The 25,028-nt window shown below is 42.9% G+C and carries 22 protein-coding genes and 1 pseudogene; 17 read left to right on the top strand and 6 right to left on the bottom strand.

Annotated features, from left to right (window positions below):
* The first annotated feature begins 39 nt into the window (after window positions 1–39).
* The 3 genes from BGX14_RS11670 to BGX14_RS11660 are packed head-to-tail and all read left to right on the top strand — an operon-like array spanning window position 40 to window position 2,994.
* Window positions 40–1,419: an MATE family efflux transporter gene (locus BGX14_RS11670; protein WP_233126537.1), complete on the top strand. Its 1,380-nt coding sequence runs from the start codon at window positions 40–42 to the stop codon at window positions 1,417–1,419.
* A gap of 16 nt (window positions 1,420–1,435) precedes the next feature.
* A complete protein-coding gene (locus BGX14_RS11665) occupies window positions 1,436–2,299 on the top strand; it encodes a radical SAM/SPASM domain-containing protein (RefSeq protein WP_095879975.1) in 864 nt (287 codons plus the stop codon).
* A complete protein-coding gene (locus BGX14_RS11660; protein ID WP_073303098.1) occupies window positions 2,296–2,994 on the top strand; it encodes a tRNA (guanosine(46)-N(7))-methyltransferase TrmB in 699 nt (232 codons plus the stop codon). Before BGX14_RS11665 ends, BGX14_RS11660 begins: the two co-directional genes overlap by 4 nt.
* On the opposite strand, the gene BGX14_RS11655 is transcribed toward BGX14_RS11660, so the two are convergent.
* The 3 genes from BGX14_RS11655 to BGX14_RS11645 all read right to left on the bottom strand — a co-directional run bounded on the left by BGX14_RS11655 (window position 2,991) and on the right by BGX14_RS11645 (window position 7,295).
* Window positions 2,991–4,172, bottom strand: coding sequence for a multidrug effflux MFS transporter (locus tag BGX14_RS11655; RefSeq protein WP_095879974.1), 1,182 nt, complete (start codon window positions 4,170–4,172; stop codon window positions 2,991–2,993). The genes BGX14_RS11660 and BGX14_RS11655 overlap by 4 nt on opposite strands.
* A 238-nt stretch (window positions 4,173–4,410) precedes the next feature.
* Complete coding sequence (locus BGX14_RS11650) at window positions 4,411–6,273, bottom strand: phosphoenolpyruvate carboxykinase (GTP) (RefSeq protein ID WP_095879973.1); 1,863 nt, start codon at window positions 6,271–6,273, stop codon at window positions 4,411–4,413.
* A 152-nt stretch (window positions 6,274–6,425) separates the two neighbouring features.
* The gene (locus tag BGX14_RS11645) at window positions 6,426–7,295 is read right to left on the bottom strand and encodes a hypothetical protein (RefSeq protein WP_095879972.1); all 870 of its coding nucleotides are present in this window, start codon (window positions 7,293–7,295) and stop codon (window positions 6,426–6,428) included.
* 170 nt (window positions 7,296–7,465) lie between these two features.
* Here BGX14_RS11645 and glgC point away from each other — a divergent pair.
* Window positions 7,466–8,712 (top strand): annotated as a pseudogene (gene glgC / locus BGX14_RS11640) (glucose-1-phosphate adenylyltransferase).
* A gap of 138 nt (window positions 8,713–8,850) precedes the next feature.
* Here glgC and BGX14_RS11635 read toward each other — a convergent pair.
* Window positions 8,851–10,365 carry a glycoside hydrolase family 11 protein gene (locus BGX14_RS11635; RefSeq protein WP_083545687.1) on the bottom strand — a complete coding sequence of 505 codons (1,515 nt, stop codon included), beginning with the start codon at window positions 10,363–10,365 and terminating at the stop codon, window positions 8,851–8,853.
* Window positions 10,366–11,067: 702 nt separating this feature from the next.
* Here BGX14_RS11635 and BGX14_RS11625 point away from each other — a divergent pair.
* The 3 genes from BGX14_RS11625 to BGX14_RS11615 all read left to right on the top strand — a co-directional run bounded on the left by BGX14_RS11625 (window position 11,068) and on the right by BGX14_RS11615 (window position 12,449).
* A complete protein-coding gene (locus tag BGX14_RS11625; RefSeq protein WP_073303111.1) occupies window positions 11,068–11,766 on the top strand; it encodes a hypothetical protein in 699 nt (232 codons plus the stop codon).
* Window positions 11,759–12,217: a hypothetical protein gene (locus tag BGX14_RS11620; protein WP_095879970.1), complete on the top strand. Its 459-nt coding sequence runs from the start codon at window positions 11,759–11,761 to the stop codon at window positions 12,215–12,217. Before BGX14_RS11625 ends, BGX14_RS11620 begins: the two co-directional genes overlap by 8 nt.
* Before the next feature lie 88 nt (window positions 12,218–12,305).
* On the top strand, window positions 12,306–12,449 hold the full coding sequence (locus BGX14_RS11615; protein WP_073303115.1) for an alpha-amylase: 144 nt from the start codon (window positions 12,306–12,308) through the stop codon (window positions 12,447–12,449).
* Between the two features lie 299 nt (window positions 12,450–12,748).
* Here the strand turns inward: BGX14_RS11615 and BGX14_RS15350 are convergent, their stop codons facing one another.
* Complete coding sequence (locus BGX14_RS15350) at window positions 12,749–13,015, bottom strand: hypothetical protein (protein ID WP_143394233.1); 267 nt, start codon at window positions 13,013–13,015, stop codon at window positions 12,749–12,751.
* Between BGX14_RS15350 and BGX14_RS11610 the strand changes: the two genes are divergently transcribed.
* From BGX14_RS11610 to BGX14_RS11570, 10 genes are all read left to right on the top strand, one after another.
* A complete protein-coding gene (locus BGX14_RS11610; protein WP_143394232.1) occupies window positions 13,014–13,466 on the top strand; it encodes a hypothetical protein in 453 nt (150 codons plus the stop codon). The genes BGX14_RS15350 and BGX14_RS11610 overlap by 2 nt on opposite strands.
* 5 nt (window positions 13,467–13,471) lie before the next feature.
* On the top strand, window positions 13,472–15,049 hold the full coding sequence (locus BGX14_RS11605; RefSeq protein WP_073303118.1) for an AAA family ATPase: 1,578 nt from the start codon (window positions 13,472–13,474) through the stop codon (window positions 15,047–15,049).
* 5 nt (window positions 15,050–15,054) lie between these two features.
* Window positions 15,055–18,300 (top strand): AAA domain-containing protein, encoded by a 3,246-nt coding sequence (locus tag BGX14_RS11600; protein WP_083545818.1) that lies wholly within the window; start codon window positions 15,055–15,057, stop codon window positions 18,298–18,300.
* A 3-nt stretch (window positions 18,301–18,303) separates the two neighbouring features.
* Window positions 18,304–19,842: a hypothetical protein gene (locus BGX14_RS11595; protein ID WP_095879969.1), complete on the top strand. Its 1,539-nt coding sequence runs from the start codon at window positions 18,304–18,306 to the stop codon at window positions 19,840–19,842.
* On the top strand, window positions 19,829–19,981 hold the full coding sequence (locus BGX14_RS15620; RefSeq protein WP_158223311.1) for a hypothetical protein: 153 nt from the start codon (window positions 19,829–19,831) through the stop codon (window positions 19,979–19,981). Before BGX14_RS11595 ends, BGX14_RS15620 begins: the two co-directional genes overlap by 14 nt.
* 41 nt (window positions 19,982–20,022) lie before the next feature.
* Window positions 20,023–21,702 (top strand): hypothetical protein, encoded by a 1,680-nt coding sequence (locus BGX14_RS11590; RefSeq protein WP_095879968.1) that lies wholly within the window; start codon window positions 20,023–20,025, stop codon window positions 21,700–21,702.
* 1 nt (window position 21,703) lies between these two features.
* The gene (locus BGX14_RS11585; protein ID WP_073304493.1) at window positions 21,704–22,234 is read left to right on the top strand and encodes a hypothetical protein; all 531 of its coding nucleotides are present in this window, start codon (window positions 21,704–21,706) and stop codon (window positions 22,232–22,234) included.
* The gene (locus tag BGX14_RS11580) at window positions 22,234–22,794 is read left to right on the top strand and encodes a 4Fe-4S single cluster domain-containing protein (protein ID WP_095879967.1); all 561 of its coding nucleotides are present in this window, start codon (window positions 22,234–22,236) and stop codon (window positions 22,792–22,794) included. Before BGX14_RS11585 ends, BGX14_RS11580 begins: the two co-directional genes overlap by 1 nt.
* Window positions 22,781–23,005 (top strand): DUF2997 domain-containing protein, encoded by a 225-nt coding sequence (locus BGX14_RS11575; protein ID WP_095879966.1) that lies wholly within the window; start codon window positions 22,781–22,783, stop codon window positions 23,003–23,005. The genes BGX14_RS11580 and BGX14_RS11575 overlap by 14 nt, the downstream gene beginning before the upstream one ends.
* A 71-nt stretch (window positions 23,006–23,076) precedes the next feature.
* A complete protein-coding gene (locus BGX14_RS11570; protein WP_095879965.1) occupies window positions 23,077–23,700 on the top strand; it encodes a hypothetical protein in 624 nt (207 codons plus the stop codon).
* A 28-nt stretch (window positions 23,701–23,728) separates the two neighbouring features.
* On the opposite strand, the gene BGX14_RS11565 is transcribed toward BGX14_RS11570, so the two are convergent.
* Entirely contained in the window at window positions 23,729–25,027 is a 1,299-nt protein-coding gene (locus tag BGX14_RS11565; RefSeq protein WP_095879964.1) for a permease, read from the bottom strand.
* Window position 25,028 lies beyond the last annotated feature (1 nt).

The following is a 25,028-nucleotide window of genomic DNA, read 5'->3' as shown; positions in this document are numbered from 1 at the left end:
TGAATTTTTTCTTTCAAAAGATTTTCTATCTTGGGCGCCGTGGCTCCAGAACTTCGATCTTCAAAACTGAACAGCATTGGGACAGCAAGCATTCCCCGCTTGATTCTTGCGTTTTCCGTTCCCGCAATCGTCAGCATGATTGTGGAATCCCTATACAATGTCATCGATCGCTACTTTGTTGCCGCCGGAGTCGGATACTTGGGAATCGCAGGAATCACTCTTTGTTTTCCTATCAATTTATTCATCATGGCGCTTTCCATGATTATCGGCGTCGGCGGGAACACCCTTTTTGCCATTCGTCTTGGACAAAAAAAATACACGCAAGCCGCCCTGATTTTAAACAATTCATTCTTTCTTTTAATCATCATGGCTTTAATTTCGCTCATTCTCGGCGAAATTTTTATGGAGCCGCTTTTAAAAGCTTTTGGAGCTAGCGCAGAAACTCTTCCATACGCTGCAACTTATATGCGCATCATCCTGTTCGGAGCCGTTTTTCAAACGGTTACGCCGGGTATGAACCACTTTATCCGCTCCTTGGGACACCCCAAAACCGCCATGTTCCGCAATATGCTGGGAGCAGGTCTCAATACATTTTTCGACTGGCTTTTCATTTTTCAATTTCACTGGGGAATTGAAGGAGCGGCGTGGGCGACCGTACTTTCGCAAGCTATCACGACGATTTTCGTCATGGCCTTCTTCTTTAAAAAATCCACACCGATAAAAATTTCCCCGCGCCTTATGAAACTTCGCTTCCCTTATGTGCGGCGCATTTACATTATGGGACTTCCTCCCAGCATCATGCAAATCAGCAATAGCCTGATGAACGTCATTCTGAATAAAAGCCTTGTCCATTACGGAAATAATTCTTCTTATGGAGGCGACCTTGCCGTTTCCGCATTCGGCATTGCAAACAGTATCGCCATGCTGATGGTCATGCCCGTGATTGGTTTTGTTCAAGGCGGGCAGCCCCTTATCGGGTACAATTTTGGAGCAAAGCTCTTCCATCGAGTAAAGAAAACGCTAAAAGTCATGCTCTCCATCGGAATAGCCTGGATGATTTTATGCTGGATTCTCGTGCAATTCCAAGCGGAATGGCTTGTGGGATTCTTTTCCGCCAATAATGCGCAGCTTAACGAATTGTCCAGCATTGCACTGCGGACTTTCCTCTTTGCCATGCCGATGATCGCTTGCGGAATGATATGCGGCAACTATTTTCAAGGAACCGGACAACCGGGCAAAGCGATGATTTTGAATATGTGCCGACAGCTGATCATCCTCATTCCGTTTTTGCTGATTATACCGCTTTTCCTCGGACTTCGCGGCGTTTTTGTCGCAGCTCCCATTTCCGATACAATCTCCGCGATTCTTGCCGCCATCTTGCTTAAAATCGATTTGAAAAAGTTGAACGATAAAAAATAAAATTTTCGCTTTATCTATGAAATATGCCTATATTGAAATTACCGAGCGATGCAATTTCCAATGTCCATTTTGTCCTAGCACCCAAATCACAGATCCTCGCGTGGAAATGTCCGAAGAGTTGTTTACAAACGTATTACAAAATTTGCAGGGAAATGTGCAGGAAATTTTCTTTCATGTTTTAGGTGAACCCTTGTTGCATCCCAAATTTGCCCGTTTTCTGCAAATCGCACAAGACTTTCGATTTCCTGTGAATCTGACGACCAATGGTTCCCTTATTGTTCAAAACGAGCAAACGCTTTTGCAAAATTCCCCCATTCGTCAAATCAATTTTTCCACGCACGCCTACGCCTATCTTTCCGAAAATTATCGAGAAAAAATTTTACAACAAACCATTTTGTTCGCAGATAAATTAACACACATTCATCCTGAAATTTACGTCAATTTTCGCCTTTGGAATGATCAGGCCGACGCCGCATCCAACGAGTGGAATCACATTGTTTTGCAAAAGCTGCAATCCTATTTTGGGACAAATCTGAACCTTTCCAATTTTTCCGTACGACATAAAAGTACGCCCATCACAGGCCGCATCTATCTTCACCGGGATTCCCGCTTTGAATGGCCAGACGGAAAAGCCGAAGACAGCGAAAAAGGAACCTGCCACGGCATTCTGGATCAATGCGCGATTCTTTCTGACGGTCGAGTTGTCCCCTGCTGCCTGGATTATAAAGGTCATATCGTTCTCGGAAAAATTCCAGAAAATTCTTTTGATGACATTTTCCAGTCCCCAAAGGCCTCGCAGATGAAAAACGGATTTATTCAGCACAAATTAACAGAGCCGTTTTGCCGTCGATGCGCTTTCGCTAAAAGGTTTTCCAAATGACCGGCAACACAAAAGAAGTCAAGAGCAACCAGACGGAAATCCATCGCGATTTAAAAGAACTCGTTTTGCGTTATCTGCAAAACGAATATCGCCGACCGATCGCCGAACATACAATAGACGCTTTTCACAAAGCAGCTCTCTTTATTTCGGCATTTAAAACTCCCGTCGTACTCGATTCCGGCTGCGGCACAGGACTTTCAACCATCGCTTTGGCAAAGCAATTTCCAGAAAATCCCGTACTCGGCATTGACAAATCCGAAATCCGATTGGCAAAAGCACACAACCGCTCCGAAAATGGCATTTCCATTCCAGACAATGTTTTTTACGTTCGCGCGGAACTCCTGGATTTTTGGCGACTCGTCCTGAACGCCAAATGGAACGTCCAATTTCACGCCTTGTTTTATCCCAATCCGTGGCCGAAACAATCCGAACTCCGTTACCGTTTTCACGCCCATCCGATATTCCCAACGCTGATTCAAATTTCCCCGCATACGGAACTGCGCACGAATTGGAAAATTTACGCCGACGAATTTCGCTTTGCTTTAGAAACTACCTGCAAACAAAAGAAATGGCAAGCGCACATCCACGAAGAAAATTTTCTTCCAAATGCACCCATTTCCGCCTTTGAAAAAAAATTCATAGAAAGCGGCCACACCCTTTGGCGTGTGACGTTTGATAGAATTATCGGGCACTAAACGCTTTTCTGTTTTTTATCCGTCGGCAGAAAAAACGTCGCAATCCATGTACAAAGCGCACCGCCTACCAGCATTGCCGAAGCGCTCACGGCAATATCTCCCAATCCGACAATCGGGCTCGTTACCGCCCCCATCAAAAATCCCGCGGCTCCCAAAGACGCCGAAGCGGTCCCCGCATTTTTCCGTTCCGCATTCATCGCTAAAGCGGTTGCCGGTGGCTGCATAAACCCGAACATAAAAGTCATTCCCATAAAGCACACTTGCAAAAACGGAAGCGGAACCTGCATCAAAAGACAGATTGCTACAGCTATCGAAAACAGAAACATTCCGAGACCCGCAATTTTGATAGCGAACCGACCATCTTTCATTTTCCCCGATACGGCGCAGCCCACCGCCGTACAAATAGAAACAAGGGCGAAGCACAAGCTAAATCCCATCGGCGAAAGTCCATACAATTTTTGGAAAATAAAAGGGGACGATGCGATATAGCTAAACAGCACAATCATCGAAGCCGAACAAATCGCAAAATAGCGTACAAATTCACCATTTTTGAAAACCATCGCATAAAGCCCGAAATTGGCAAAAACCGATTTTTGGCTCCGATGTCGCACGGAAAGGGATTCCTGAAATTTTCCCGACATCAGCAGCAATACAAATCCGTAAAGCAAAAGCACCGCAAAAGTTCCCTTCCAACTCATATAATGCAGCAAAAGACCACCGAGCACAGGAGCCGCAATCGGAGCAACCCCGTTTACCGCGCTCACCATCGCCAAAAATTTTGTAAGAACTGCTCCCCGATAAGAATCCGCAGCAACAGAACGCGCGATAACGATTCCCCCAGAAGCAGCAAGTCCTTGCAGCAAACGGCAAAGGTTAAACAAGGCGATATTCGGAGAAATTATACAGGCCAGCGTTCCCACAACAAATAAGGCCAGACAAAATAAAAGCAAGCGTTTCCGTCCATATTTGTCGCTTAAAGGCCCTACAAACAGCTGCCCAACGCTCAATCCCAGCATACTCATCGTCAAACTCAACTGAGACGCCGAAGGAGTCGCTTTAAAATAATCCGCCAAATTCGGGAGAGCCGGAAGATAAAGATCTGTAACAAAAGGCCCAAAGGCCGAAAGCATCCCTAAAAGGAGCATGAGGAAAGTGTACTTAGCCTTTCCACTCATCATTTTTCCTATAAAAGCAACAGGCGTTTTTCACCTCACAAAGGCAACGCATTGCTTTCGACGGACAATTTAATTAACCGTGCGAATACCGTCAAGAATTTTCAGATTAAAATAGACGCCATTTTTTCAACGCAAAATTTTTGATAAAATCATGTGCATAAAAAATCCCCGCCACCAAAACGGCAGCAGGGATTTTAAAGGATTTCCGTTAGGAATGCGTCGCGCTGCGACACTCGCCTAATTATGCCTTGTTCAGACGAGCCTGAATCATGTCGATGATGTCGGACAGTTCCTTCGGAAGGTGCTTACCAAACTTCGGATAGTGATTTTCCTTCACGTCGGCAAGTTCCTTCTTCCAGCCTTCCACATCCACCTTGGTGATTTCCGGCAAGGTTTCCTTGTAGTAGTCGGCGAGACCATCGGTATTGATGGCTCCTTCCTTCGGCATATAACCGATAGGAGTTTCAACGGCATTGTCCACGCCATTGCAACGGTCGAAAATCCAGGCGAGAACGCGAGAGTTGTCACCGTAACCCGGCCACATGAAGCCGCCCGGAAGCTTTTCGTTGTTGGCATCCTTGCGGAACCAGTTCACGTAGAAAATCTTCGGGAGTTTGTCTTCAGAGGACTTCTTGCCCACTTCAATCCAGTGCTTGAAGTAGTCGCCCATGTTGTATCCGCAGAACGGGAGGATTGCGAACGGGTCGCGACGGATCTTACCGACTTCAGCAGCGTTGATGGTGGAAGCAGCGGTGATTTCAGAACCCACGATGGAACCCAGGAACACGCCGTGGTTCCAGCTGAGGGACTGGTGAACCAGAGGAATGGTGGACGGACGACGACCGCCGAAGAGGATGGCAGAAATAGGAACGCCAGCAGGATCTTCCCATTCCTTGGCAATGCAGGGGCACTGATAAGCCGGAGCGGTAAAGCGGGCATTGGGGTGAGCCATTTCTTCGCCCTTGGGAGCCTTGTCCTTCGGGAGAGCGTCACGAGTATTGCCCTTCCAGTCAACCAGCTTGCCCTTAGCCGGGTAGCCGATGCCTTCCCACCACACGTCGCCGTCTTCAGTGAGGGCGCAGTTGGTGTAAATGGTGTTCTTTTCCGCAGAAACAAGAGCGTTCTTGTTGGATTCCGCAGAGGTGCCCGGAGCAACGCCGAAGAAGCCGGCTTCCGGGTTAATGGCATAAAGACGTCCGTCCTTGCCAAACTTCATCCAAGCGATGTCGTCACCGATGGTTTCGACCTTCCAGCCCGGAATCGTCGGGATGAGCATAGCGAGGTTGGTCTTACCGCAAGCAGAGGGGAATGCACCCGTCACATACTTGACTTCGCCCTTCGGATTGGTGAGCTTAAGGATGAGCATGTGTTCAGCCAGCCAGCCTTCATCGCGAGCGAGAACGGTGGCAATACGGAGAGCAAAGCACTTCTTGCCGAGGAGGGCGTTTCCGCCGTAGCCCGAACCATAGGACCAAATGAGGCGTTCTTCCGGGAACTGGGAAATATACTTGTGTTCCACGTCGGCGCAGGGCCAAATACCGCCATCGGTTTCGCCGTTGTTGAGCGGCTTACCCACAGAGTGGAGGCAGGGAACGAATTCCGCATTCTGGTCGGCATTGAAAATGTCCAGCACCTTCTTGCCGGCGCGGGTCATGATGTCCATATTGAGCACCACGTATTCGGAATCGGTCAATTCGATACCGTTCTTGGAAATCGGAGAGCCAAGGGGACCCATGCAGAACGGAATCACATACATGGTACGACCGTGCATGCAACCCTTGTAAAGGTCGGACATGGTCTTCTTGAGTTCAACCGGGTCAATCCAGTGGTTGGTCGGACCGGCATCGTCTTCCTTCACGGAAGAGATGAACGTGCGGGATTCCACACGGGCCACGTCGGACGGGAGAGAACGGAACAGGAAGCAGTTTTCCTTCTTGGCGAGCTTGGTAGCAAGACCGGCATCGACGCACTTCTGCATCAGGCGGTCGTATTCTTCCTTGGAACCATCGACAACAACAACGTCGTCCGGTTCGCACATTTTAATGCATTCTTCAACCCACGCTTTGATCTTGGCGTGCTTGATGTCATTGAGAGTGAGACTCATAGAGTAACTCCTATTTGTTTACGTTAAGTTTCGAAAAAGTTCGAACGGCTAGAAAATAGCAAAAATTTGAAGTGCAAAAGCCTATCTTTTTGGATTCAAAAACGTTTTTGCCCCTCAAAAAAAGATAAAAAGCCCAAAATTTCTTCAAAAGTTCAAATGCGAAGCCCGAGTTCAGCAAAACCGGCCCACAAACTTTCATCAAAACCGGCAGCGACATTCACAACGCCAGTACGCAACTCAAGATGCCTCGCCACCAAGACTCCAAGCCCGAGACGCGACGTCGCGACCCAGGGCAAATCCAACTTCGTGCGGACATCGTTGTATTCCGGATGCGAAAATTCGTAAAAACTCAGCGAATAGCCGAGAGAATAACGCCCGAAGTAAACCGCAGCAGAGACTCCGAACCCGAGCTGAAGCGAAATGTCATCGACCTCATCCAAGGATACGTCTTCCGAAAAGTGGCAATTTGAACCGCCATCGCAATAACACGAATACCGCTTGATTCCGTATCGGCTTTCGATTCCTGCAAAACGCATAAAAACAAAAGTTCCCGCTTCAAAATGTTCATAGTTCACTCCCAGTTCAAAGGAGTGAAACAGCCCTGCATCATAGCCGACCGCCGCATTAAAAAAAAACGTGCGGAACTTTTTTGTCAAATCGAACATCCCATAAAAAAGATCGCGCTCTACGCGGTAAGAGACATCCACATTTTTCGCTTCTTCCAGAATTTGCATCCTTTGCGAAGCCGAGCATTTTCCAACATCTCCACAAACCGTCGGAGCCGCCTTGTTTTCGACTTTCCTGTGCCCCATGCTTCCGGTCTCGCCTTTTGAAAAGCCTCCACGAAGACGAAACATCAACGAATCGCGCTTTAAAAATGACCCGGCCCCGCGAACATCCGGAGCCGACGCCACGGAAAGTTCGTTCGTTGAAAGGAATTGCACGGAACCTTCGGCAAGCGCACAAGCGGAAAAAGCCTGAATCCCGGTCAAAAGAAAAACAATGCAAAAAAATTTCTTCATTCGTTTACCCCAAAAGCGAGAAGAAATTTAGCATAAATTTCGGATTTTCTTTACAAAAGCCAATTTTAAAGCGGAACACTATTCTTTTTCTGTAAAAATTTGCGAACTTTTGAATAAATTTTCATAGATTAAGCACAGAAGATTCAATCCATTCTTTTTTGAAGGTTTTTATGAACTGGTCCTATCGGGAAAACAATAAAAACACCCTTTGCATGATTATGGCCGGGGGTCAAGGCAGCCGTCTGCAACCTCTCACGCGTGACCGCGCAAAGCCTGCGGTGCATTTTGGCGGAACTTATCGCATCATCGACTTCGTCCTCAACAATTTCATCAACTCGGGAATTTTCAAAATCAAAGTCCTGACGCAATTTAAAAGCGATTCCCTAAACAAACATATCTCCGCAGCGTGGAATTTGAATGCTAGCCTAGACCAATACGTGGATCTGGTTCCTGCACAGATGCGCACCGGCAGTGAATGGTACCGGGGAACCGCAGACGCCATTTTTCAGAACATCAACCTGATTACGGACGAACGCCCCGACATCGTCGCCATTTTCGGCGGCGACCATATTTACAAGATGGACGTCAATCAGATGATCGACTTTCACCTTTCCCGCGCGGCGCTCTTGACCATTGCAGCCATTCCCGTTCCCGTCGAAGAGGCCAGCGAATTTGGCATTATCGAAGTGGATCAGGACAACCGCATGATAGGCTTTGAAGAAAAACCGAAGCAGGCCAAGCAAATGCCCGGTCGTCCCGGCTGGTGCCTCGCCAGCATGGGCAATTACGTTTTCACCAGCAAATTCCTTGTACGGGAACTACTCAAACATTCCAGCAACGGCGCAACGGACTTTGGCAAGGACATCATCCCCGCCCTGTATCCGAATTATCCCGTCTATGTTTACGATTTCAACACCAACATCGTACGAGGCGAACGGGCAGAGACCAAAGGATATTGGCGGACGTGGGAACTCTTGACGCATTCTTTGAAGCAAACATGGATATTTGCGCAGAGAATCCGCCTTTCGACCTGTACAACAATTACTGGCCAATCCGCACATTTAATTGGAACCAACCACCAGCCCGTTTCTTCAGCGCGGGCGATTCCGAACATCCGGGAGCGGCTATCGATTCCGTCGTTTCCGCAGGCTGCGTCATCGGTGGCGGACGCGTTATCAAAAGCGTACTTTCCCCAGCAGTTTCCATCCAAAAAGACGCCCTTGTCGAAGAATCCATTCTCTTTCCCGATGTGACAATCGGTCCCGGAGCCAAAGTCCGCAGAGCGATTATCGAAAAAGGATTGCATATTCCTGCCGGTTTTGAAATCGGCTACAACCTGGAACGGGATAGAAAAATGTTCCATGTAACCCCTTCGGGCATTGTCGTGCTGGCCAAAGACACCGTCATCAAGGCGTAAATGTTTTCATTCTCCTTGGAAAAGCCCGCATTTCGGTGCGGGCTTTTTTTGCAAATGGAATTTCCAAAGTCTTCTTCATACAAAAAACCAAGCCATCCGAAGACGGCCTGGTTTTTCAGGAACCAACCAAGGAGAAAACTATTCTACTCGGATAATCTTTACCCAATTTCCCTGCTTCACAAGATATGTTCCCATATTTTGGAAGCGAGAGCGCAAAGCATTATCCAAAGAAGAGCCCTCCATACCCCAAACTTTCCCCAAGAGTCGTCCCTGCATATCGAAAACGAAGAATGTTCCCGAAACCGGTTTCCATTTTAACGGAGCAGCCATTCCGGTTTGACCATCCGCAGTGAATGTTAAATTATCCAAATTGGTATTGTCCGTATCAAAAGTGACACGCAAAATGTGTTCGCCTTTTTTCAAATACATCTTCGTCGAAGCCGTTTGGTAGGTATTCCAATCCTCCGTTGCCGAAAAGTCAATCTTTCCCGTCGCCTCCCCGATGGACAAAGAAATCGATCCGTCCCCAGAACCGTTTGAAACCAGGGCTTCTACCGTATATTCCGCATCGGCTTCCACATCCACTGTGTATTCCAACCATTCCCCTTGAGCCGTATAGCCAATCGCATACCCGCTTCCCGTTCCCACCACATCGGCAAAATAATCTTCGCCGCGGTACTCCGTCATCACGCCTTCTTCAAGAGTTTCGCTGTTATCGCTATATGAAACGCCGTTATTGCCTTCGTCAAAATTTTCCGCTTCTATAGTTCCCGGAATTTTGGCTTTGACTCCGTTAAATGGACGCCGTTCAATTTCCGCAGTCGAATCCTCCGGAATCACAACCGAACCCGTCCCATTATCCGTCATGTTGAAATAGGTGTAGTCCACCGTTCCCGAAGCATTGCCCCCCGCTTCGTTCATGAGCATTACCTCGGTCACCTTGCCAAATTTCAATGTCGCCGAGCCGCCGCCCTTTGAACCCTTCAGCTGTGCCGTCTGCCCGGTAAAAAGCTCGTCCCATTTTTTAAAATGCGCAGAAATGTCGATATGCCCGCATTGCCGCGGTGTTTTCCGGATGCTGAAAATCTGCACGAAAGTGGAAGTGCCCGATTTGGAAGGTTCCTGCTGGCGCAAATAGGCGTGGATCGTGTAAGTAGCTCCATCCACCGTGATTTCCCCAAACTTTTCTCCAACATAATTTTCACTCGGTTTGCTATACCAATCGTCCACAATATAATACTCCACCTGCGGATTGACTGTCCACCCATAAACGCCTATATAGCCATAAGATGCAGAACCGCTTTTCGTGTAACGATAATCTACCGTATATTGCTTTGTCGTATGATCCACACCCGGGCCATTATCTCCATAACGAAAACCGACGCGCGCCAAATAATCGCTGCTTCCGCTCCAATTTGCCTTAAAAGTCCCGTTGTCGTAATAGGTCATGGAATTGTTGCCGCCCTGATACCACTGTTCAAATCCCCAGGCCGTTCCGCTGATGGAACCCGTTTGATTTCCCGAAACCGTATGGGCACTCCCGACATGCCCCATTTCATCTTTGCAAGCGTCTATCGCAAATGCGCCCGAAAAGCAAAAGCCCCAAGCGAACAAAAAAACGCGCTGCGCTATCTTACCAAATGGGTTGAGCATACATCTCCTTTATCGCCGAACTCAATGCGATTGACTTCAAACTTACCTATTCCTGTCCATATACCAAGCTTTGTTTCCTTTTTTTTATTGTAAAGTTTTACAACAAATCGAGTTCTCCAAGCAAAAATTTCGCAAAATGTTGTTTTTGACAAAAGCTGACAAAAAGCGATGTTATATTATAAAAGGAAAAGGAACAAGGCCTAAAAATGAATTTTTCATGAGCTTTCCCGAGATTCTCGGGGGAGGGGAAGCAGGGCGCACGGGAATATCCCGTGCGCTTTTCCATTTTTCATCAAATAACGCAACAGTGCCCGACTTTATTTTCCAAAATAAAATTTTTTCCATTTAGCGATTCATTTTGCGAAATCTAAAAATCGCTTTGGTAATGCTTCGACAAGCTCAGCAAGCGTGGTTCGACGAGTCCACCAACCTACGGTCCCAGAGCCTGTCGAAGGGCACCAACCCACGCTCCCTGAGTTTATTGATAAACGCCAGACGGCTGCTGAACCATTCGAAGCAGACTAACAACTGACAACTAGCTCTCTACAAAATCGAATAAAGCACAAAGACGTAGTTCGCAAGAAAATAGACATCTCCCCTACGGCGATTTGAAAGGCCTCTGTTTTTTCACAACCAGCCAGCGCCGAATTTTATCGTGGACAAACGATTATTATTAAATTTTTGGAAATTATCGAGGTAACAATGGCAGAAGAAAATCCCGAACCCAACAAGCCCGAACCGGAAGAGTTCAAATTCAGCGGGAAAGCTAAACTTTTGGCGACAACCGGCGTGATTTGCGCCATGGGTGGATACATTTGCGGCGACAAAATCGATGAAAACGACAAGCTGAATCTAACGGAAAGACCCTACGAAATGGCAGAGCAGTTGTTGCAAGAGGCCGCTCAAAAACAAGAAGAATGGTTGGAAATCAAAAAGAACTACCAAACAACCCTCCATCAGAAAAATCTTCAAATCGATTCCCTGGAACGTTACATCTATCGACTTGAACCTTATGTCAAAGCCTATGAAGAGCAAAAACAAGAAGTTCAAAAAATAGACGAGGAGCTGCAGGATTTTGTCCAAAAATACAACCAAATTTTAACCGACTATCAAAATGAAGAAAACGAAGTTCGCATCCGGGACAATCAAATCGACAGCCTAGAAACTCTAAATAAAAATTATGTCAAAGCAATCCAAGACCTGAACGACGAATACAAAAATCGCGCCCCCATCGAAAACGAATTTCAGGCAATCCACAACTGCGTCAACGCTCACGGCGAAACCATGTACTCCTACAAATTCAACGGGCAGGTCAAGTGCTGCATCAAGCACCTCAAAAAACTGCAAAAGCAATATCCCAACAACGATTTGACAAACATCCGAATCTCTTGCAATGACTAAAAAAAGCGACACCAAACCGACGAAATCCATTTCAAAAAAACAGCCAAAACATCCTCTTGTGCAAAAAATCGACGTTCTTCTAAAAAAGCAGGGAATAACTTTCAACAATGCCGTCAAGAAATACCACGGCTACTGCGTAGATCACAATCTCTACGATGCCATCGACGAACCAAAAACTTTAAACCGAAAAATCAACGAGCAAAGGAAATACTCCGACGAAGAAAAATGGGTGGAAAAATTCAAGAAATTTCGCACCCGAATACATACCAAAAAAGAAAATCTCGCCTACCAGTGGCTTAAAAAATTATACGAATATCTTTTAGGTCAAGACATCGTCCATCCCCAGCCCTTGCTGAATCTGGTCGAAAACGACCCCATCTGCGAAGCCATGAAAAAAGCATCCAAGAAAATCTATCAAGAAATCCAAGATTCGGACGGCGAAAATTTTTGATTCACCCTTGTCCCCAAATGTCCCCACCACAGAATCTACCTTATAAACGTTGAGGAATGTTCTTCAACCAACTCATAGGAGATTCTTTATGAAACCCATCGACAATCACGCCAACCAGCTGAACGCCAACAAAGGCACCTCTGGCGAAAATGCGCAGCATAAAGCCGCCCGCGACAACCGCACAAATCAACTCAATCCCAACAACTCACTCTACCAAGGAGGCAAGAAATAACTTGGGCGTTTCCTGCCTACGGCAGGCCGCTCCCTGGCGTTATCACCGCACCAAAAGTGCGGCGTCCGTTCAGCCTCGCCTATGCAATCATAAGCGAGTCCGAACCCATCCGGGCTGCGGTCGCTAACGCATTCGTCCCACGCCCCAAATGGCGCAGCCAGTCCATTCAAAACCGAAATCGGCAATTTCCCTTACGCATGAATCGCTCAGGTTGCGCTTTTTCACATTTTTTTTGCCCAAAGATTGACATTTTTATTTAATGCGGTTAAATTTAACTTACATAGCGAGAAATCGCGACATTAGTTTTTGAGCTTTTGCTTCTTATTCTCAAAACCGAAATCGGCAAAATTTCCACGCAGAGAATAGGATGGCGAACGCTCACGTCCCTTTCGGGGCGTGGGTCGTTGTTGCTTGTTTGTGCGTAAAGGTTTTGCCGAACCTCGGTTTGCAAGCAAGCGAAGAACGAACACCACGCCTTTTCTGTTTTTAAAAGGCCGGTTCAAAGTTCTCCAAAACCTATGTGTTGCACCAAGGAGCTCTATGAAAAAACTGGCTTTTTTAGTCATGCCTCTTCTTATTTGGGGTTGCAGCGACAACATCACCAATCAAAACTTGAGCGAAGAGCAGTTGAATTCTCTTTTGGACAGTTTGAAAATTGCCGCCTACGACTCCATCTATCCAGAAGTTTACAGCGATTTGGATTCTTCCAAGCAGGCTTTTTTGGACAGTCTGAAAACAGCCGCTTACGACTCCATTTACCCGGAACTTTATGACAGCATTTACAACGACATTTATACCCAGAGCACCATCCATTCCCTGTCCGCATCCGTCTATATAATCAAAGAAGATATCTATACCGCTTTCGCCAACCAGTATCCGCTGATGTACAAAAATTCTGAATATCCCATTTCCGTCAATGTCAAAAACGACTGTAGTTCGTCACCTTCTTTTTGTTACAACTTGCCCAATCTTTTGCAAGAATGTTTAACCACCATCCACTTTTTACCGGAAGGATAAGCGAAATGTCATTCGAAGAAGAATTCAAAATCAACATCAAGGCAAACATTCCCGTTTTCCAAATTTGTACCTATGAATGGGAACGTCTTCACCATATATGCATAAGCACAGCCAAGGCGGAGAAAAAAAGCTTTATAGTCTGGACCTCTATTGGAGGGGCAAAAAAGTGGAACTTTGAAGACAAAAAATTCGAAAGTCTCGATGGAAACTGCGATCCAGCCGATATTTTGGATTGGTTTAAAAGTGAAGACCAATCTGAATTGATTCTTCTTCTTGAAGATTTTCATCCATATCTAAATGAAGAATCGGGAAACGCCACCATTCTTCGCCGCATCCGCGAATGTACACGAATTAACTCCGATTTAAAAAAAACACTGGTTATCCAAACACTCTCCTTTTATTCGCCTAAAGATTTAGAAAAAGAAGTTCCCATTCTCGAACTCCCTCTTCCCAACGCAGATGACCTTGGAAAAATTCTCGACGTAGTTGTTGAAGGCCTTGACTATGATAACAGGCCAAGAGTCGATTCGAAGGAAAGAGACGAAATCATCAATGCAAGCATTGGATTAAGTTGTACGGAAGCAGAATGGACTTACCGAAAAATCATAGCAGAAAAAGGACGCCTTCTCAATACCGAAATTAAAAAAATTGTCGAAGCCAAGGAATCCATCATCAAAAAAAGTGGGATTTTGGAATATTTCCATCCAGACTCCGATTTGGAAAATATCGGGGGCTTGAATCATCTTAAAAACTGGCTACAAAATCGAGGCAAGGCATTCTCTTCGGATGCAAAAAAATATGGGCTTCCCACTCCAAAAGGAGTCTTACTTCTTGGTATTCCGGGTTGCGGCAAAAGCTTGACCGCCAAAACCATCGCAAACGAATGGAACCTGCCTCTTTTGAAATTTGACCTCGGCAAAGTTTTCGCCGGAGTCGTTGGAGAAAGCGAATCTAATATTCGAAAAGCATTGTCGTTGGCCGAGGCTATAGCTCCTTCTATCCTATGGATTGATGAGATAGAAAAAGGATTAAGTGGCATCGGAAGCTACGGAGACAGCGGAACCAGTTCCCGCGTTTTTGGAACCCTCCTTACCTGGATGCAAGAAAAAAAGAGCGAGGTCTTTGTCATCGCTACAGCAAACAACATTGAACAAATTCCCGTTGAACTTTTGCGCAAAGGGCGCTTTGACGAAATATTTTTCGTAGACCTACCAAACATGGAGGAACGAAAAGACATTTTCAAGATTCACATCCATAAAAAGCATCGTGATATCAAATCTTTCAATCTTCACGACCTAGCAGAGGCAAGCGTTGGATTTTCTGGCGCAGAAATCGCAGAAGCCGTCAACGAAGCCCTATTTATCGCTTACAACGACAATCGTGAATTAAGCCAAGCAGACATAAAGAAAGCGCTCTCGGAAACCTGGCCCCTATCTAGAACAATGCAAGAAAGCATCACAAAACTTCGCAAATGGGCTCAAGCGCGCACGAAACTAGCATCCGACCCGAATACGGAATCCATTAAAGAAGATGAGAACATACCCAAGCTGTCCCAAGAAAGGCGCAATATTTTCGGAGACTGATTTCTATGGCGATGAATCCTCAAAATAATCACCAATCAAATAACTTGAGTCGGAATCGAGATTTTTTCTATGAGGCCCTAGTTCACTCCGAAAGCAACGATCCCAATAGACTTGAAGGAAGAAAAAACGCCCTGTTTAAAGCAACATACAGTTCTCTTAAGCCCTACCTTGATTTCTTGTCAAACGCCATAAAAAGCGAAGAAAAGAAAACGGACTATGAATGTAATTTTAAAATTCTAAAAAGCCATGATTCCTACAAGCTGGAATGGGAATTCCCCCGCTATTCCATTAGCAAGAATCAGCTGATTCCCAAAATCGCATTTAATATTGAAAACATAGAACTCAAGGAAGAAAAAAACAGGTTCATCTTTGAAGATACCGACAAAATGATAACCTTCTCACAAAACCAGGCCATTTTGTCTAAAGACTACAAAAAGCTTTTATCTATAGCCAACGATTCCGATTGGAACGATCAAATTTCCAGAATTGATAATGGCGATAAAGTAACCTTGAATGGAAAAGAAATTGACTTTTCGCTCACAAAGATAGATTTAGAAAAGGGAACTACTTTCTCTCAAAACGATGTCAACTACACCATAAAAGAAATCCTGAACAATGATGACGACATCATTTTTGAAATCGAACAGCCTAAAAAAGGCTTTGTCAAAACCAAAGACCCTATTCTGCTCAACAGTAATTCGCTAAACATCAAGCCAATCATTCCTAAACCGGAAAAACTGTATTTCAACGAAACAAACAAGGAATGGGAATTCCAGAAAGAAGATGACGAATATACTTCTGAAGAAAAACCTCAATCCATGAAGCTCAAAGATGGCGCAGGATATCTTTATAGACTTAGGCCATATGAAAATAGTAAACGCGGCAAGAATCGAGCAATTCTCCAGCTTTTAGATCCCGACGACATCAACGAAGGCGAAAAAACAGCCAGTGACCATTTTGTTGAAAACGAAATGCTTCAAGAAATCTATCAGGGAGATAAAAAGAACACCTTCAAGGTTCAAAAAATCAAGACTGATGAACGCCAACTTATCGTAGATAAATCAAACGACAATAATGAACTCGATCCCTCTCTGCCCATCAAAATGGTTATTGACACAAATAACCTAAAAAGACAAACATACGCCATACGCACACTTCTGAATTCTCCCGTAAAAGAACATCGTAAGCTCATTCAACTTTTCGAAAGAAAGGAATCTGTCCGGTGGCCCCAAAATAGCAATGCATCCATTCAAAATTGGAACATCTTGAATGACGACAAGTACAATGGAGTGGATTCCCAGCGAGAGTTTGTCCGCAAAAGCATGGGTTCCAATGACTTTATGCTTTTGGAAGGCCCGCCAGGAAGCGGTAAAACAACAGCCATTCTAGAATTAATTCTGCAACTTATTGCCAAAGATAAGAGAATCCTACTTTCCGCATCTACCCATGTAGCCATTGACAACATCCTTGATAAAATAAAAAAACATCCGGAAGTTGTACCTTTACGGCTAGGCCGCGAAGGTTCCATTGGAGAATCCGTAAAAGAATATCTAATTGACAATAAAGTTAAAACATTGACTCAAAACGGATGGAATGAGGAGGCTGCGGAACGATTCCTACTTGATTCTTCTAATCTTGTCTGTGGAACCACCATGGGAATACAAAACCATCCCGATTTCCGTTGGAAAAAAAACGGCAAAATCGTTGTTCCCATTTATGATGTCATGATTATTGACGAAGCAAGTAAAACCACCTTTCAGGAGTTCATCGTTCCTGCACTCTATGCCAAGAAATGGATTATTGTAGGAGACATTCAGCAATTGGCGCCCTATTCAGAAACAGAATACCTGAAAGCCCACTTAACGCAATGTACCGGGACTAAAACCCAGCAAATGAGTGTACTGGCATATCTATTAAACGATTTATTTAATCCAAGAATGCGAAAACGCGATTTCAAATATCCCGATGATAAGCCATACCCGCTAGCTATCGAACTTCCCGACGGATGTACCGAAGAAGATTTTAAAAAATATTCAAAAAGAAACTGTTTTGAGTCTATTCCCTCCAATATCGCCTATGCCAAGGGAGATCGATTCTTCGACATCACTTCCATGAAAGAAATTTCATGCCTGCAATTGTATACTAAACCATTATTATTACTCGAAGCACACTCTCTAAAACGCGCCATTAATTTTATACCTGAAACATACAACATTATCTCCATGATTGGAACCGAAATTAAGGAATCTTTCAAACGACGCCAATCCCTTTATGATAAAAAGAGCAAATATGAAAATCGTTTAGTTACTCAGGAAGACCTAAAAAAATTCCTCAACAAAGAATGGGCTAGTGAAGTTTCCTGGAGACTCATTCGCAAATTTGAAAGACGAAATCTTAAAGAGTCCTACTACGAAAAGCAACTAACAAACCTAATACCCGAAAACGACGAAAAAATAAAAGATACCATCGAAGATATTGAGCACATCTTTTTTCCATCGATCTTAGAATTATTACAAAAGGGAAACAAAGAGAAGCAAAAATTCGAAACCACATTGACTAAAGGCTTCAATCAAATTGATTCTACAGCTTTTGTCAATCGGTTTGAACGACTTGACTATCAACACCGAATGCACCCAGAAATTTCAAAATTTTCCAGAGAACATTTTTATGGAGAAGAACGGGGCATCCCCGCACTACAAGACGGTAAAGAAATTAAACGCGAATGGGAATATGACCGATACCCATCACACGCCATTTGGATAAATGTAAAAAGGGACGACAAATATGACAAAAATAACAAACAGAACAAAAACATTTCTGAAAAAATGGCTATTCAGCATGAACTTGAAAAATTCATTCTCTGGGCCAAAAATCATCCCCGTCAAAATGAAAAATGGACAGCAGCCGTATTAACTTACTACCGCCCACAAGAAACTGTGCTTCGGGATATGCTTCAAAAATATACCGGACAGGCAAACCACTTTTCTCTTTTCCAAAAAGATGAAGTTGAAATTCAACTCCACACCGTTGATAAGTTTCAAGGCCGTGAAGCCGATATCGTTTTCATCAGTATGTGCCGCAATAAAGGCGTTGGATTTATGGACAACACCAACCGAATGAATGTGGCTCTTACTCGCGCCAAATACCAGCGAGTGATTGTCGGAGATTACGATCATTTTTCCAAACAACACTTTTCAGAAGAACTTAAAATGTTAGCCAGGGAAAGCCAGATATTTAACAGAGGCAGATAATTTATGCAGATAGAATTAACTCAAGACGTTGACAAATGCTCATTCGCATTTATTGGAGAGGTTTCTTATCGAGATGAGGAAAAATTTAAAATCTATCAAGACATTTTTAAAAATGCCAAGACGGAGTTCGACTTAAGAAGACATCTAGAACGGCAAAATTTAGAAGCAGCCCCCATCAACGAATTCTGTAAAACATTAAAAAAATTACACGTTATAGATGAACATGGCAATATTCCAGAGCAACCCCTTATTGGAGAATATGGGAACTACAAGATTGATTTTCTATATTCAGAAAAAGACACTCCTTACAGAGGACTCCCTATAAAACTGGAGCGAAATCTTCAGGAAGCAAATTCTAATGACGAGCATCAAGAACCCGAAGATTTGCGCAATCTATTCAGAGCTTCTCAAAAACTTGTCGCAAGTAAAGCCGTAGGAATCATCCATAAAATAGACTCCCCCAAAACAAAATTTATTTGGGACAAAGAACGAATCAATATCGATATTGACTCCGAAAAAGCGGAATGGATATTACGAACTAAGGACAACCAATTCCGTATTCCAAAAGAAAAACAAATATCTTTCAAGAATCTTTTCAAAGATGAACTTATCAAAGAAAACAATTCCTATTTCCTACGATGTCCTCTAGAAAAAGCTAAAGGACAAGGACTCGAAGCTCTTAAATCGTTCAACTGTTCCTTTAGCGAATTAATTAAAAACGAATGGGGTGAATTCAAAGCCGATTATAAAAATGTTAAAATTATTCCTCGCAAGGACGAAGTTCAATCTTGGTACAAGGAAATTTTTGATCGCACATTAAAAATCAATGGATACAAATCACAAGCCGACTTAAGATTCGATTGGGAAGAAATCCTGCGAGACAGTCCTACTTTACAACGGGATGAATACAAAAATCAAATCGAGCCATTTGACTACGAAAAGCTAATTGAGCGATATCCTACAAACAAAGAAGAATACTGGCTTTTACAAGCCGCAACCGATTTGTACCCTTATAAACAAACGTCTAAAGACCAAACATCAAAGGATTTAACAAATCATATTTGCATTCCCGCCAAAGAAAATGCGCAAATAAATGATATTCTAAATGAATGGCGATCTCTAAATTCAGCCAGAAGAATCCTCATTATAGATCAATATGCCAATACATACCATTCCATCCAAACGCTAGACGAGCTGTTCAATAAAAAATCTATCCCTGCAGAAAAAATCACTATTGTCGCATCCGCTAATCATGATGAAGAAGATGTTAATAGGAATCGGCAGGAATTTATTTCATCATTCCAATCAAAGCACAATGTTGAATTCATTCTAAAGGAAAAACCCCAATTGCCCCATGACCGCTATTGGATTCTTGATGAGGAAGCATTTACTGTCGGAATAAGCCCCAACACCATCTGGGTTCGTAAAGACAATATTCATATCAAGGATCAAATAAACATCTTCAGCATAAATGACGAAAAGCTCCCCAAAATCGTTACAAAAATCATTAATGAATTGAGGTCTAAAAATGTCTCAAATTGAAAAAATTGCAAGAACAAAAACTGTTGATAATTCCCAAAAGGAAATTCACTTTATCAAACAAATACAAGACAAAAAAGTTATAGACCAAACGAATGAACTGATCGAGGAAATCGAGGGGCAACGAAAACCATTTGCATAGCGTCCACATCAAATCTGGACCAAAAAATAAAAGAGAGCATTTTGAATGCCATAAAAAATCGAATCCGTGTCTATGTCTTATTTGACGATTTCAAAAAAGGTGCATCAACGATTCCCTGGTTTGATGAACATTTTCCAGCCCTTTGCAGAAGTAATAAAAGCCTAAAAAACAACTTCATCATCATTGACAATAAAACAGCCTTCTTGTTTATTAATCCATTGAATAAATTGCAGGACAACCCTTGCATCTTGTTAAAGGATGAAAAATGCAATGATCTTTTTTACTGGTTTTGCTATTATTTCTGGAATACCGAAAATAACGAAAAAGAACGTCTTTTCAAAAAGGTTGACAGTTGCAAACCAGCACCATACTCCGTCTCAGCTGATCGTAGGGAGCATATTAATTTAGAGTCCACCCTTAATGAACCATTTGTTGCTAAAGTTTTCTTCTATCCTTGCAACACCAATTTCAAGAAAGAAATGGAAAATAATTCAAATGGAGAAAATTTTATTTCCAGAGATTTAACCATTGCCATTTCCAAAAACGAAACGCTTTGGAAAGTTGGGGAATTTTTTCTTGACACCAACAACTTTAAAGGCCCTCAAGACATTTGGAAAGATGATAGAAACTCATTGCGCAATCTGCCCGAACAATTCATTGATTACGACAGCAATGATTGGAACATCATAGAAAAACAAGAAACTAAAGAAAAAATCATTTCCCAACCCATCACCGCCCTGTCCATAGAAGATATGGACAACACAGAGCCCCTAGAAAGTTCTCCAGATCCCTATGCAGAAAAAACAATATTCAAATACGAAGTATTACCTCCATCCAAGCCCAAAGATGCAAAGCTAGCAGACATCTATAAACAATTTGAAGATGCTTCAAAAAATATCGCAGAAAAATTTAAGAGACTGAAAAGGGCCTTAGACGACTTAAGCGGTAAAGACGAAGTCAAGAAAGATGCAGGGCTTTCTCATTTTATAAAAGAAATTCAAAATAAAATCGCCCAAGATGAACCGCAGGATATCAGAACAATGCGCTACAGCGATCTCCAAGATTTTATCCAAAAATGGAATCTTGATGAAAATGGATTTTATGTAAAAGACTTGATTGAATTGAGAAAAAAAGCCAAAGAGGAAAAATATAATATTGAAAAGCAAAATCGAATTGAATCTTTCCGTAGGGAAATCAGAAATTTAGAAACGGAGATTGACGAGATTCAGTCCAAAATAGACAAGCTCGCAAAAGAAAAAACAGCGATTGAAACAAGAATAAAAGATAACAACGCAAAAATAGCGCCCCCTAATGAACAAGGAGAAAAAACTTTAGAAAACAAAGAAATGGATATAGAAACGATAAAAAAAGAAATTTCAAATGACTCAAAATTATTGAAATCTATAGACAGTGATATTTCCAGTAAGCAAAATTCCATCCAAAAGAAAAACAACATTTTAAGCGGTAGAAAGAAAGATTTGGAAAATGAAGAGAACAAAAAATTCAACGTGCCGACGATTGACGACCAGATGAAAGACATCAAAAGAGATTTTTCACCCGTCATTAAGGAGCCAGACTTTATTCTTCCTGAAGTTGGCGAACTTTTTGAAACCAAGCACACTTTCTTCCTTGAAATTACAGACACAGAAGATCTAGCTCAAGCAAATGAACTAAAAAAACGTTATACGAGCAAAGAGTACAAAGTTGTGGCAAAGGTTTAATATGAGCATAACAAGAACAATTCAAGGAAAAATATTCATCACAGATTTTCAAGTTGCCAACGAGGCAATAAAAAATTTTCCCTCCATAAAAATCACAAACAACCTATTCTCTTTAGTAACCATAGACGAATACTCTTCTAATATCGAAGAGCTGTACAAGGTTGAAGCGACATATCGGGAAATGCTTTTAGAAAAGCAACATAAGCAAGAGGAAGAAAGAAAAAGACTAGAAGAAGAACGCAAAAAACTTGAAGAGGAAAAACGCATCATTGAAAATCAAAAGGAATTTCTAAATCAACTTATAGAGCTGGAAGAAAGACTTCGTCAAAATAAACAAAATAGCATCTATAACGAATCGGAAATCTATCAACGCGAACAAGAAGAAAAAAAGGTCTTGCAGGATAAGGAAAAGTATCGCAACGAACGCGAAGCCCAAATTATCGCCAACGCCCAAAAGAAGGGGTTCATCGTGAAGAAGCGTATCACAGAAAACAACAAGGTCAAACTGATTCTCCAGCGAAGAGATTTTTAATGCTAAACATAAATCACATTGAAACCGGCAACTATGTAAACGGAACAGGCAAACGTCTTGTCATCTGGTTTCAGGGCTGCCATTTTCACTGCAAAAATTGCGGAAATCCTGACACATGGTCTTTTACAGAAAAGAATCTGTATTCAGTCCAAGATTTGTTCAATATGATTATAAACGAACCGTTGCTTGAGGGGATCACATTCAGCGGAGGAGAGCCGTTCCTTCAAGCAAAAGAACTCGCAGAATTAGCTAAAGAAATAAAAACACATACGAATCTCACAATACAGTCTTTCACTGGTTTTGAACTTGACGAAATCATCGAAAGTTCTCAAAAGGAATTGTTACAATACATAGACACTTTAATTTACGGTCGTTTTGACTCAACTAAGCCACAAAACAATCAAAAGATTTGGTACAATCCCAATGGAAATGACAACTGGCAATTTAATAATTCAGATATCGAAATTGACCTTGACATCAATGGCAATGCCAGTTTAAGTGGTTTTCCTAACAGTGATTTTATAAAAATGATAAAGGACATACAAAATGAAAGAATTTAACATTGAAGTTGAAATTGATGAAGACGGCAATATTTTTGCCGATACTAAAGGATTTCATGGAAAAGTCTGTGAGTCAACTCTGAATGAGCTACTAAAAGGAATTGAGGGAAAATCTTCAGATAAGAAAAAATCGGAATACTTTATAAAAAACAAGAGCCAATTATCCAACAAGACCTTGTGTCCCGCCAAAGGCGGGAACATTTTTCCATAAACAATGACATTTCAGAATTTTAAATATTTTTTAAGACATCTCTTCGTCTTATTTAATCGAGGATATGAATAATGACCGACAACAAATTAAAAAATCGAATCGATAACATTCTGCACAAAATTCACTCGATGAAAAAGTCCTTGAAAGATCAGTTCGTAAAAATCAAGCATTTGGAAAAAGAACTACATTCTCTATCTACAACAAACAAAGACCTTGAAACTAAAATTTCAGTTCTCAAACACCAATTAAATTCCAAGCAAGAAACACATAAAAACAGCACAAAGACAATTTCTATCCCAATTCTTTTAGAAGAATACTTTGAAAATGAAACTTTATTGAACTTGCTTATGGCGGCAAAAGAATACATCAAAAATCATGAGGGCGAAAAATCAGCCTGCAAAAAATCCCGTCCGATAGATGTTCTAAAAACCCTAACCCAAAAATACACGTCAGAAATTCAAAAATACGAAAAGCACCGCGATTCCATTTTGACAGCCGCCAACAAAGACGATTGGAAAAACACAAAGGACGCTTTGCAGTTTTTTCAGCTAGAACGGAAACAGGCCCAAAACAATCATTACCAAATACAGTTTAGTCGAAACGAAAATTACAGAACTACAGAAGCGTCAACGCGCAGCGATAAAAAAGGGGCAAAAAACGAAGCCAGCGACTTGAAACACGTTTTCTTTATCTAACTAAAGGCTCCGACAAGGGAGCCTTCGCTTATTTCATTTCTCCGGCAAATTCAAAGCCCGCTTTTTCAATCGCCGATTTTAAAACCGCCTCGTCGATTTTTCCTTTTACTGCCACGCTTTTTTTCGAAAGATCGACTGCAACACTTTCTACTCCATTCAAATTTTTCAAAGCGTTTTCCACACTCATTTTACAATGATTGCAACGCATTCCCTCCACTCGATAAAATTTGACCATTTGCATTTCGCAGTCGCAACCTTTCTGCGAGCGATGGCAACAATCGCCGTGTTTCATAAATTTTCCTCGCCATTTTGAAAAAATCATCAACGCCAACAGCAAAACGGCTCCGATATAATTGACGAGTCCCAAATGATGCCCCGAAAATTCTGCAGATCCCTGCGGAATCATATTTCCCAAAAACAAATCCATAAAGAACGTATCGACAATAAAGCCAAACGCCATAGCGCCAAAAGCAATCGAAACCAAATAGGCAACCAATGCCCGTCTCCCAAAATTTTTTCCCACGACAAGCATACTCGCAATACTTGTGGCCGGCCCAGCCATTAAAAGCACAAGAGCCGCTCCCGGCGTGATTCCCTTAGCCACAAGCGCCAAAGCCAAAGGAATAGAACCCGTTGCGCAAGTGTACATCGGCATGGCCAGCAGAAGCACGGCAAGCATGCAAAGCAAAGAATGCTCTCGCAAGACAAGGAAAAAATCATTCGGGACAAAGGCGGCAATCAGCGCACCCAGAACAAGGCCGATACACAGCCACTTGCTCACATTTCCGACCATTTCCACAAAACCGTATTTCGCGGTTTCTGCCATTTTTTGCGCAAAAGTTTTTGTTTTTTCCGTTTTACATTCCTGCGCTTGGGCCAGAGCAATAGGGATTTCTTTTTCTTTTCGAGTGGCAAAATTCGTCAATACGCCGCCGAAAATCGCTGTAGCAAATGCCGCTATCGGGCGCAACAAGGCAAAAGGCCCGCCCAGCAAAGAATATGTCGCCAAAATGGAATCCAGTCCCGTAGCCGGCGTTGAAATCAAAAAGCTGACACTCGCCCCCTTGCTTGCGCCCTCGCGCCGAAGCGCTATCGCCGTAGGAATGACACCGCAGCTGCAAATCGGAAGAGGCACGCCAAATAAAGCCGCCCACACGACCGATTTTAAATTCGGCTTCGCTATTTTAGGAATGTAGAGCCGATTAGGAATCCAAACGTGAATGATTCCCGCTAGCAAAAAGCCCAACAACAAAAAGGGAGCCATCTCTGCAAACAACACGCCTAGTTGCGGCAAAAACTTTTCAAAAATCGCTTCCTGCACAAACATT

The organism is Fibrobacter sp. UWS1 (assembly GCF_002300445.1).
Classification (GTDB): domain Bacteria; phylum Fibrobacterota; class Fibrobacteria; order Fibrobacterales; family Fibrobacteraceae; genus Hallerella; species Hallerella intestinalis.
The sequence above is the reverse complement of the archived record's forward strand: the minus strand, read 5'-3'. Positions and strand labels throughout refer to the sequence as shown.

What these genes read in the sequence shown, in the direction of transcription:
- BGX14_RS11665 (WP_095879975.1), top strand. Translation starts at nt 1,436, where the DNA reads ATGAAATATGCCTATATTGAAATTACCGAGCGATGCAATTTCCAATGT.
- BGX14_RS11660 (WP_073303098.1), top strand. Translation starts at nt 2,296, where the DNA reads ATGACCGGCAACACAAAAGAAGTCAAGAGCAACCAGACGGAAATCCAT.
- BGX14_RS11655 (WP_095879974.1), bottom strand. Translation starts at nt 4,172, where the DNA reads ATGATGAGTGGAAAGGCTAAGTACACTTTCCTCATGCTCCTTTTAGGG.
- BGX14_RS11650 (WP_095879973.1), bottom strand. Translation starts at nt 6,273, where the DNA reads ATGAGTCTCACTCTCAATGACATCAAGCACGCCAAGATCAAAGCGTGG.
- BGX14_RS11645 (WP_095879972.1), bottom strand. Translation starts at nt 7,295, where the DNA reads ATGAAGAAATTTTTTTGCATTGTTTTTCTTTTGACCGGGATTCAGGCT.
- BGX14_RS11635 (WP_083545687.1), bottom strand. Translation starts at nt 10,365, where the DNA reads ATGCTCAACCCATTTGGTAAGATAGCGCAGCGCGTTTTTTTGTTCGCT.
- BGX14_RS11625 (WP_073303111.1), top strand. Translation starts at nt 11,068, where the DNA reads ATGGCAGAAGAAAATCCCGAACCCAACAAGCCCGAACCGGAAGAGTTC.
- BGX14_RS11620 (WP_095879970.1), top strand. Translation starts at nt 11,759, where the DNA reads ATGACTAAAAAAAGCGACACCAAACCGACGAAATCCATTTCAAAAAAA.
- BGX14_RS11615 (WP_073303115.1), top strand. Translation starts at nt 12,306, where the DNA reads ATGAAACCCATCGACAATCACGCCAACCAGCTGAACGCCAACAAAGGC.
- BGX14_RS11610 (WP_143394232.1), top strand. Translation starts at nt 13,014, where the DNA reads ATGCCTCTTCTTATTTGGGGTTGCAGCGACAACATCACCAATCAAAAC.
- BGX14_RS15350 (WP_143394233.1), bottom strand. Translation starts at nt 13,015, where the DNA reads ATGACTAAAAAAGCCAGTTTTTTCATAGAGCTCCTTGGTGCAACACAT.
- BGX14_RS11605 (WP_073303118.1), top strand. Translation starts at nt 13,472, where the DNA reads ATGTCATTCGAAGAAGAATTCAAAATCAACATCAAGGCAAACATTCCC.
- BGX14_RS11600 (WP_083545818.1), top strand. Translation starts at nt 15,055, where the DNA reads ATGGCGATGAATCCTCAAAATAATCACCAATCAAATAACTTGAGTCGG.
- BGX14_RS11595 (WP_095879969.1), top strand. Translation starts at nt 18,304, where the DNA reads ATGCAGATAGAATTAACTCAAGACGTTGACAAATGCTCATTCGCATTT.
- BGX14_RS15620 (WP_158223311.1), top strand. Translation starts at nt 19,829, where the DNA reads ATGTCTCAAATTGAAAAAATTGCAAGAACAAAAACTGTTGATAATTCC.
- BGX14_RS11585 (WP_073304493.1), top strand. Translation starts at nt 21,704, where the DNA reads ATGAGCATAACAAGAACAATTCAAGGAAAAATATTCATCACAGATTTT.
- BGX14_RS11580 (WP_095879967.1), top strand. Translation starts at nt 22,234, where the DNA reads ATGCTAAACATAAATCACATTGAAACCGGCAACTATGTAAACGGAACA.
- BGX14_RS11575 (WP_095879966.1), top strand. Translation starts at nt 22,781, where the DNA reads ATGAAAGAATTTAACATTGAAGTTGAAATTGATGAAGACGGCAATATT.
- BGX14_RS11570 (WP_095879965.1), top strand. Translation starts at nt 23,077, where the DNA reads ATGACCGACAACAAATTAAAAAATCGAATCGATAACATTCTGCACAAA.
- BGX14_RS11565 (WP_095879964.1), bottom strand. Translation starts at nt 25,027, where the DNA reads ATGTTTGTGCAGGAAGCGATTTTTGAAAAGTTTTTGCCGCAACTAGGC.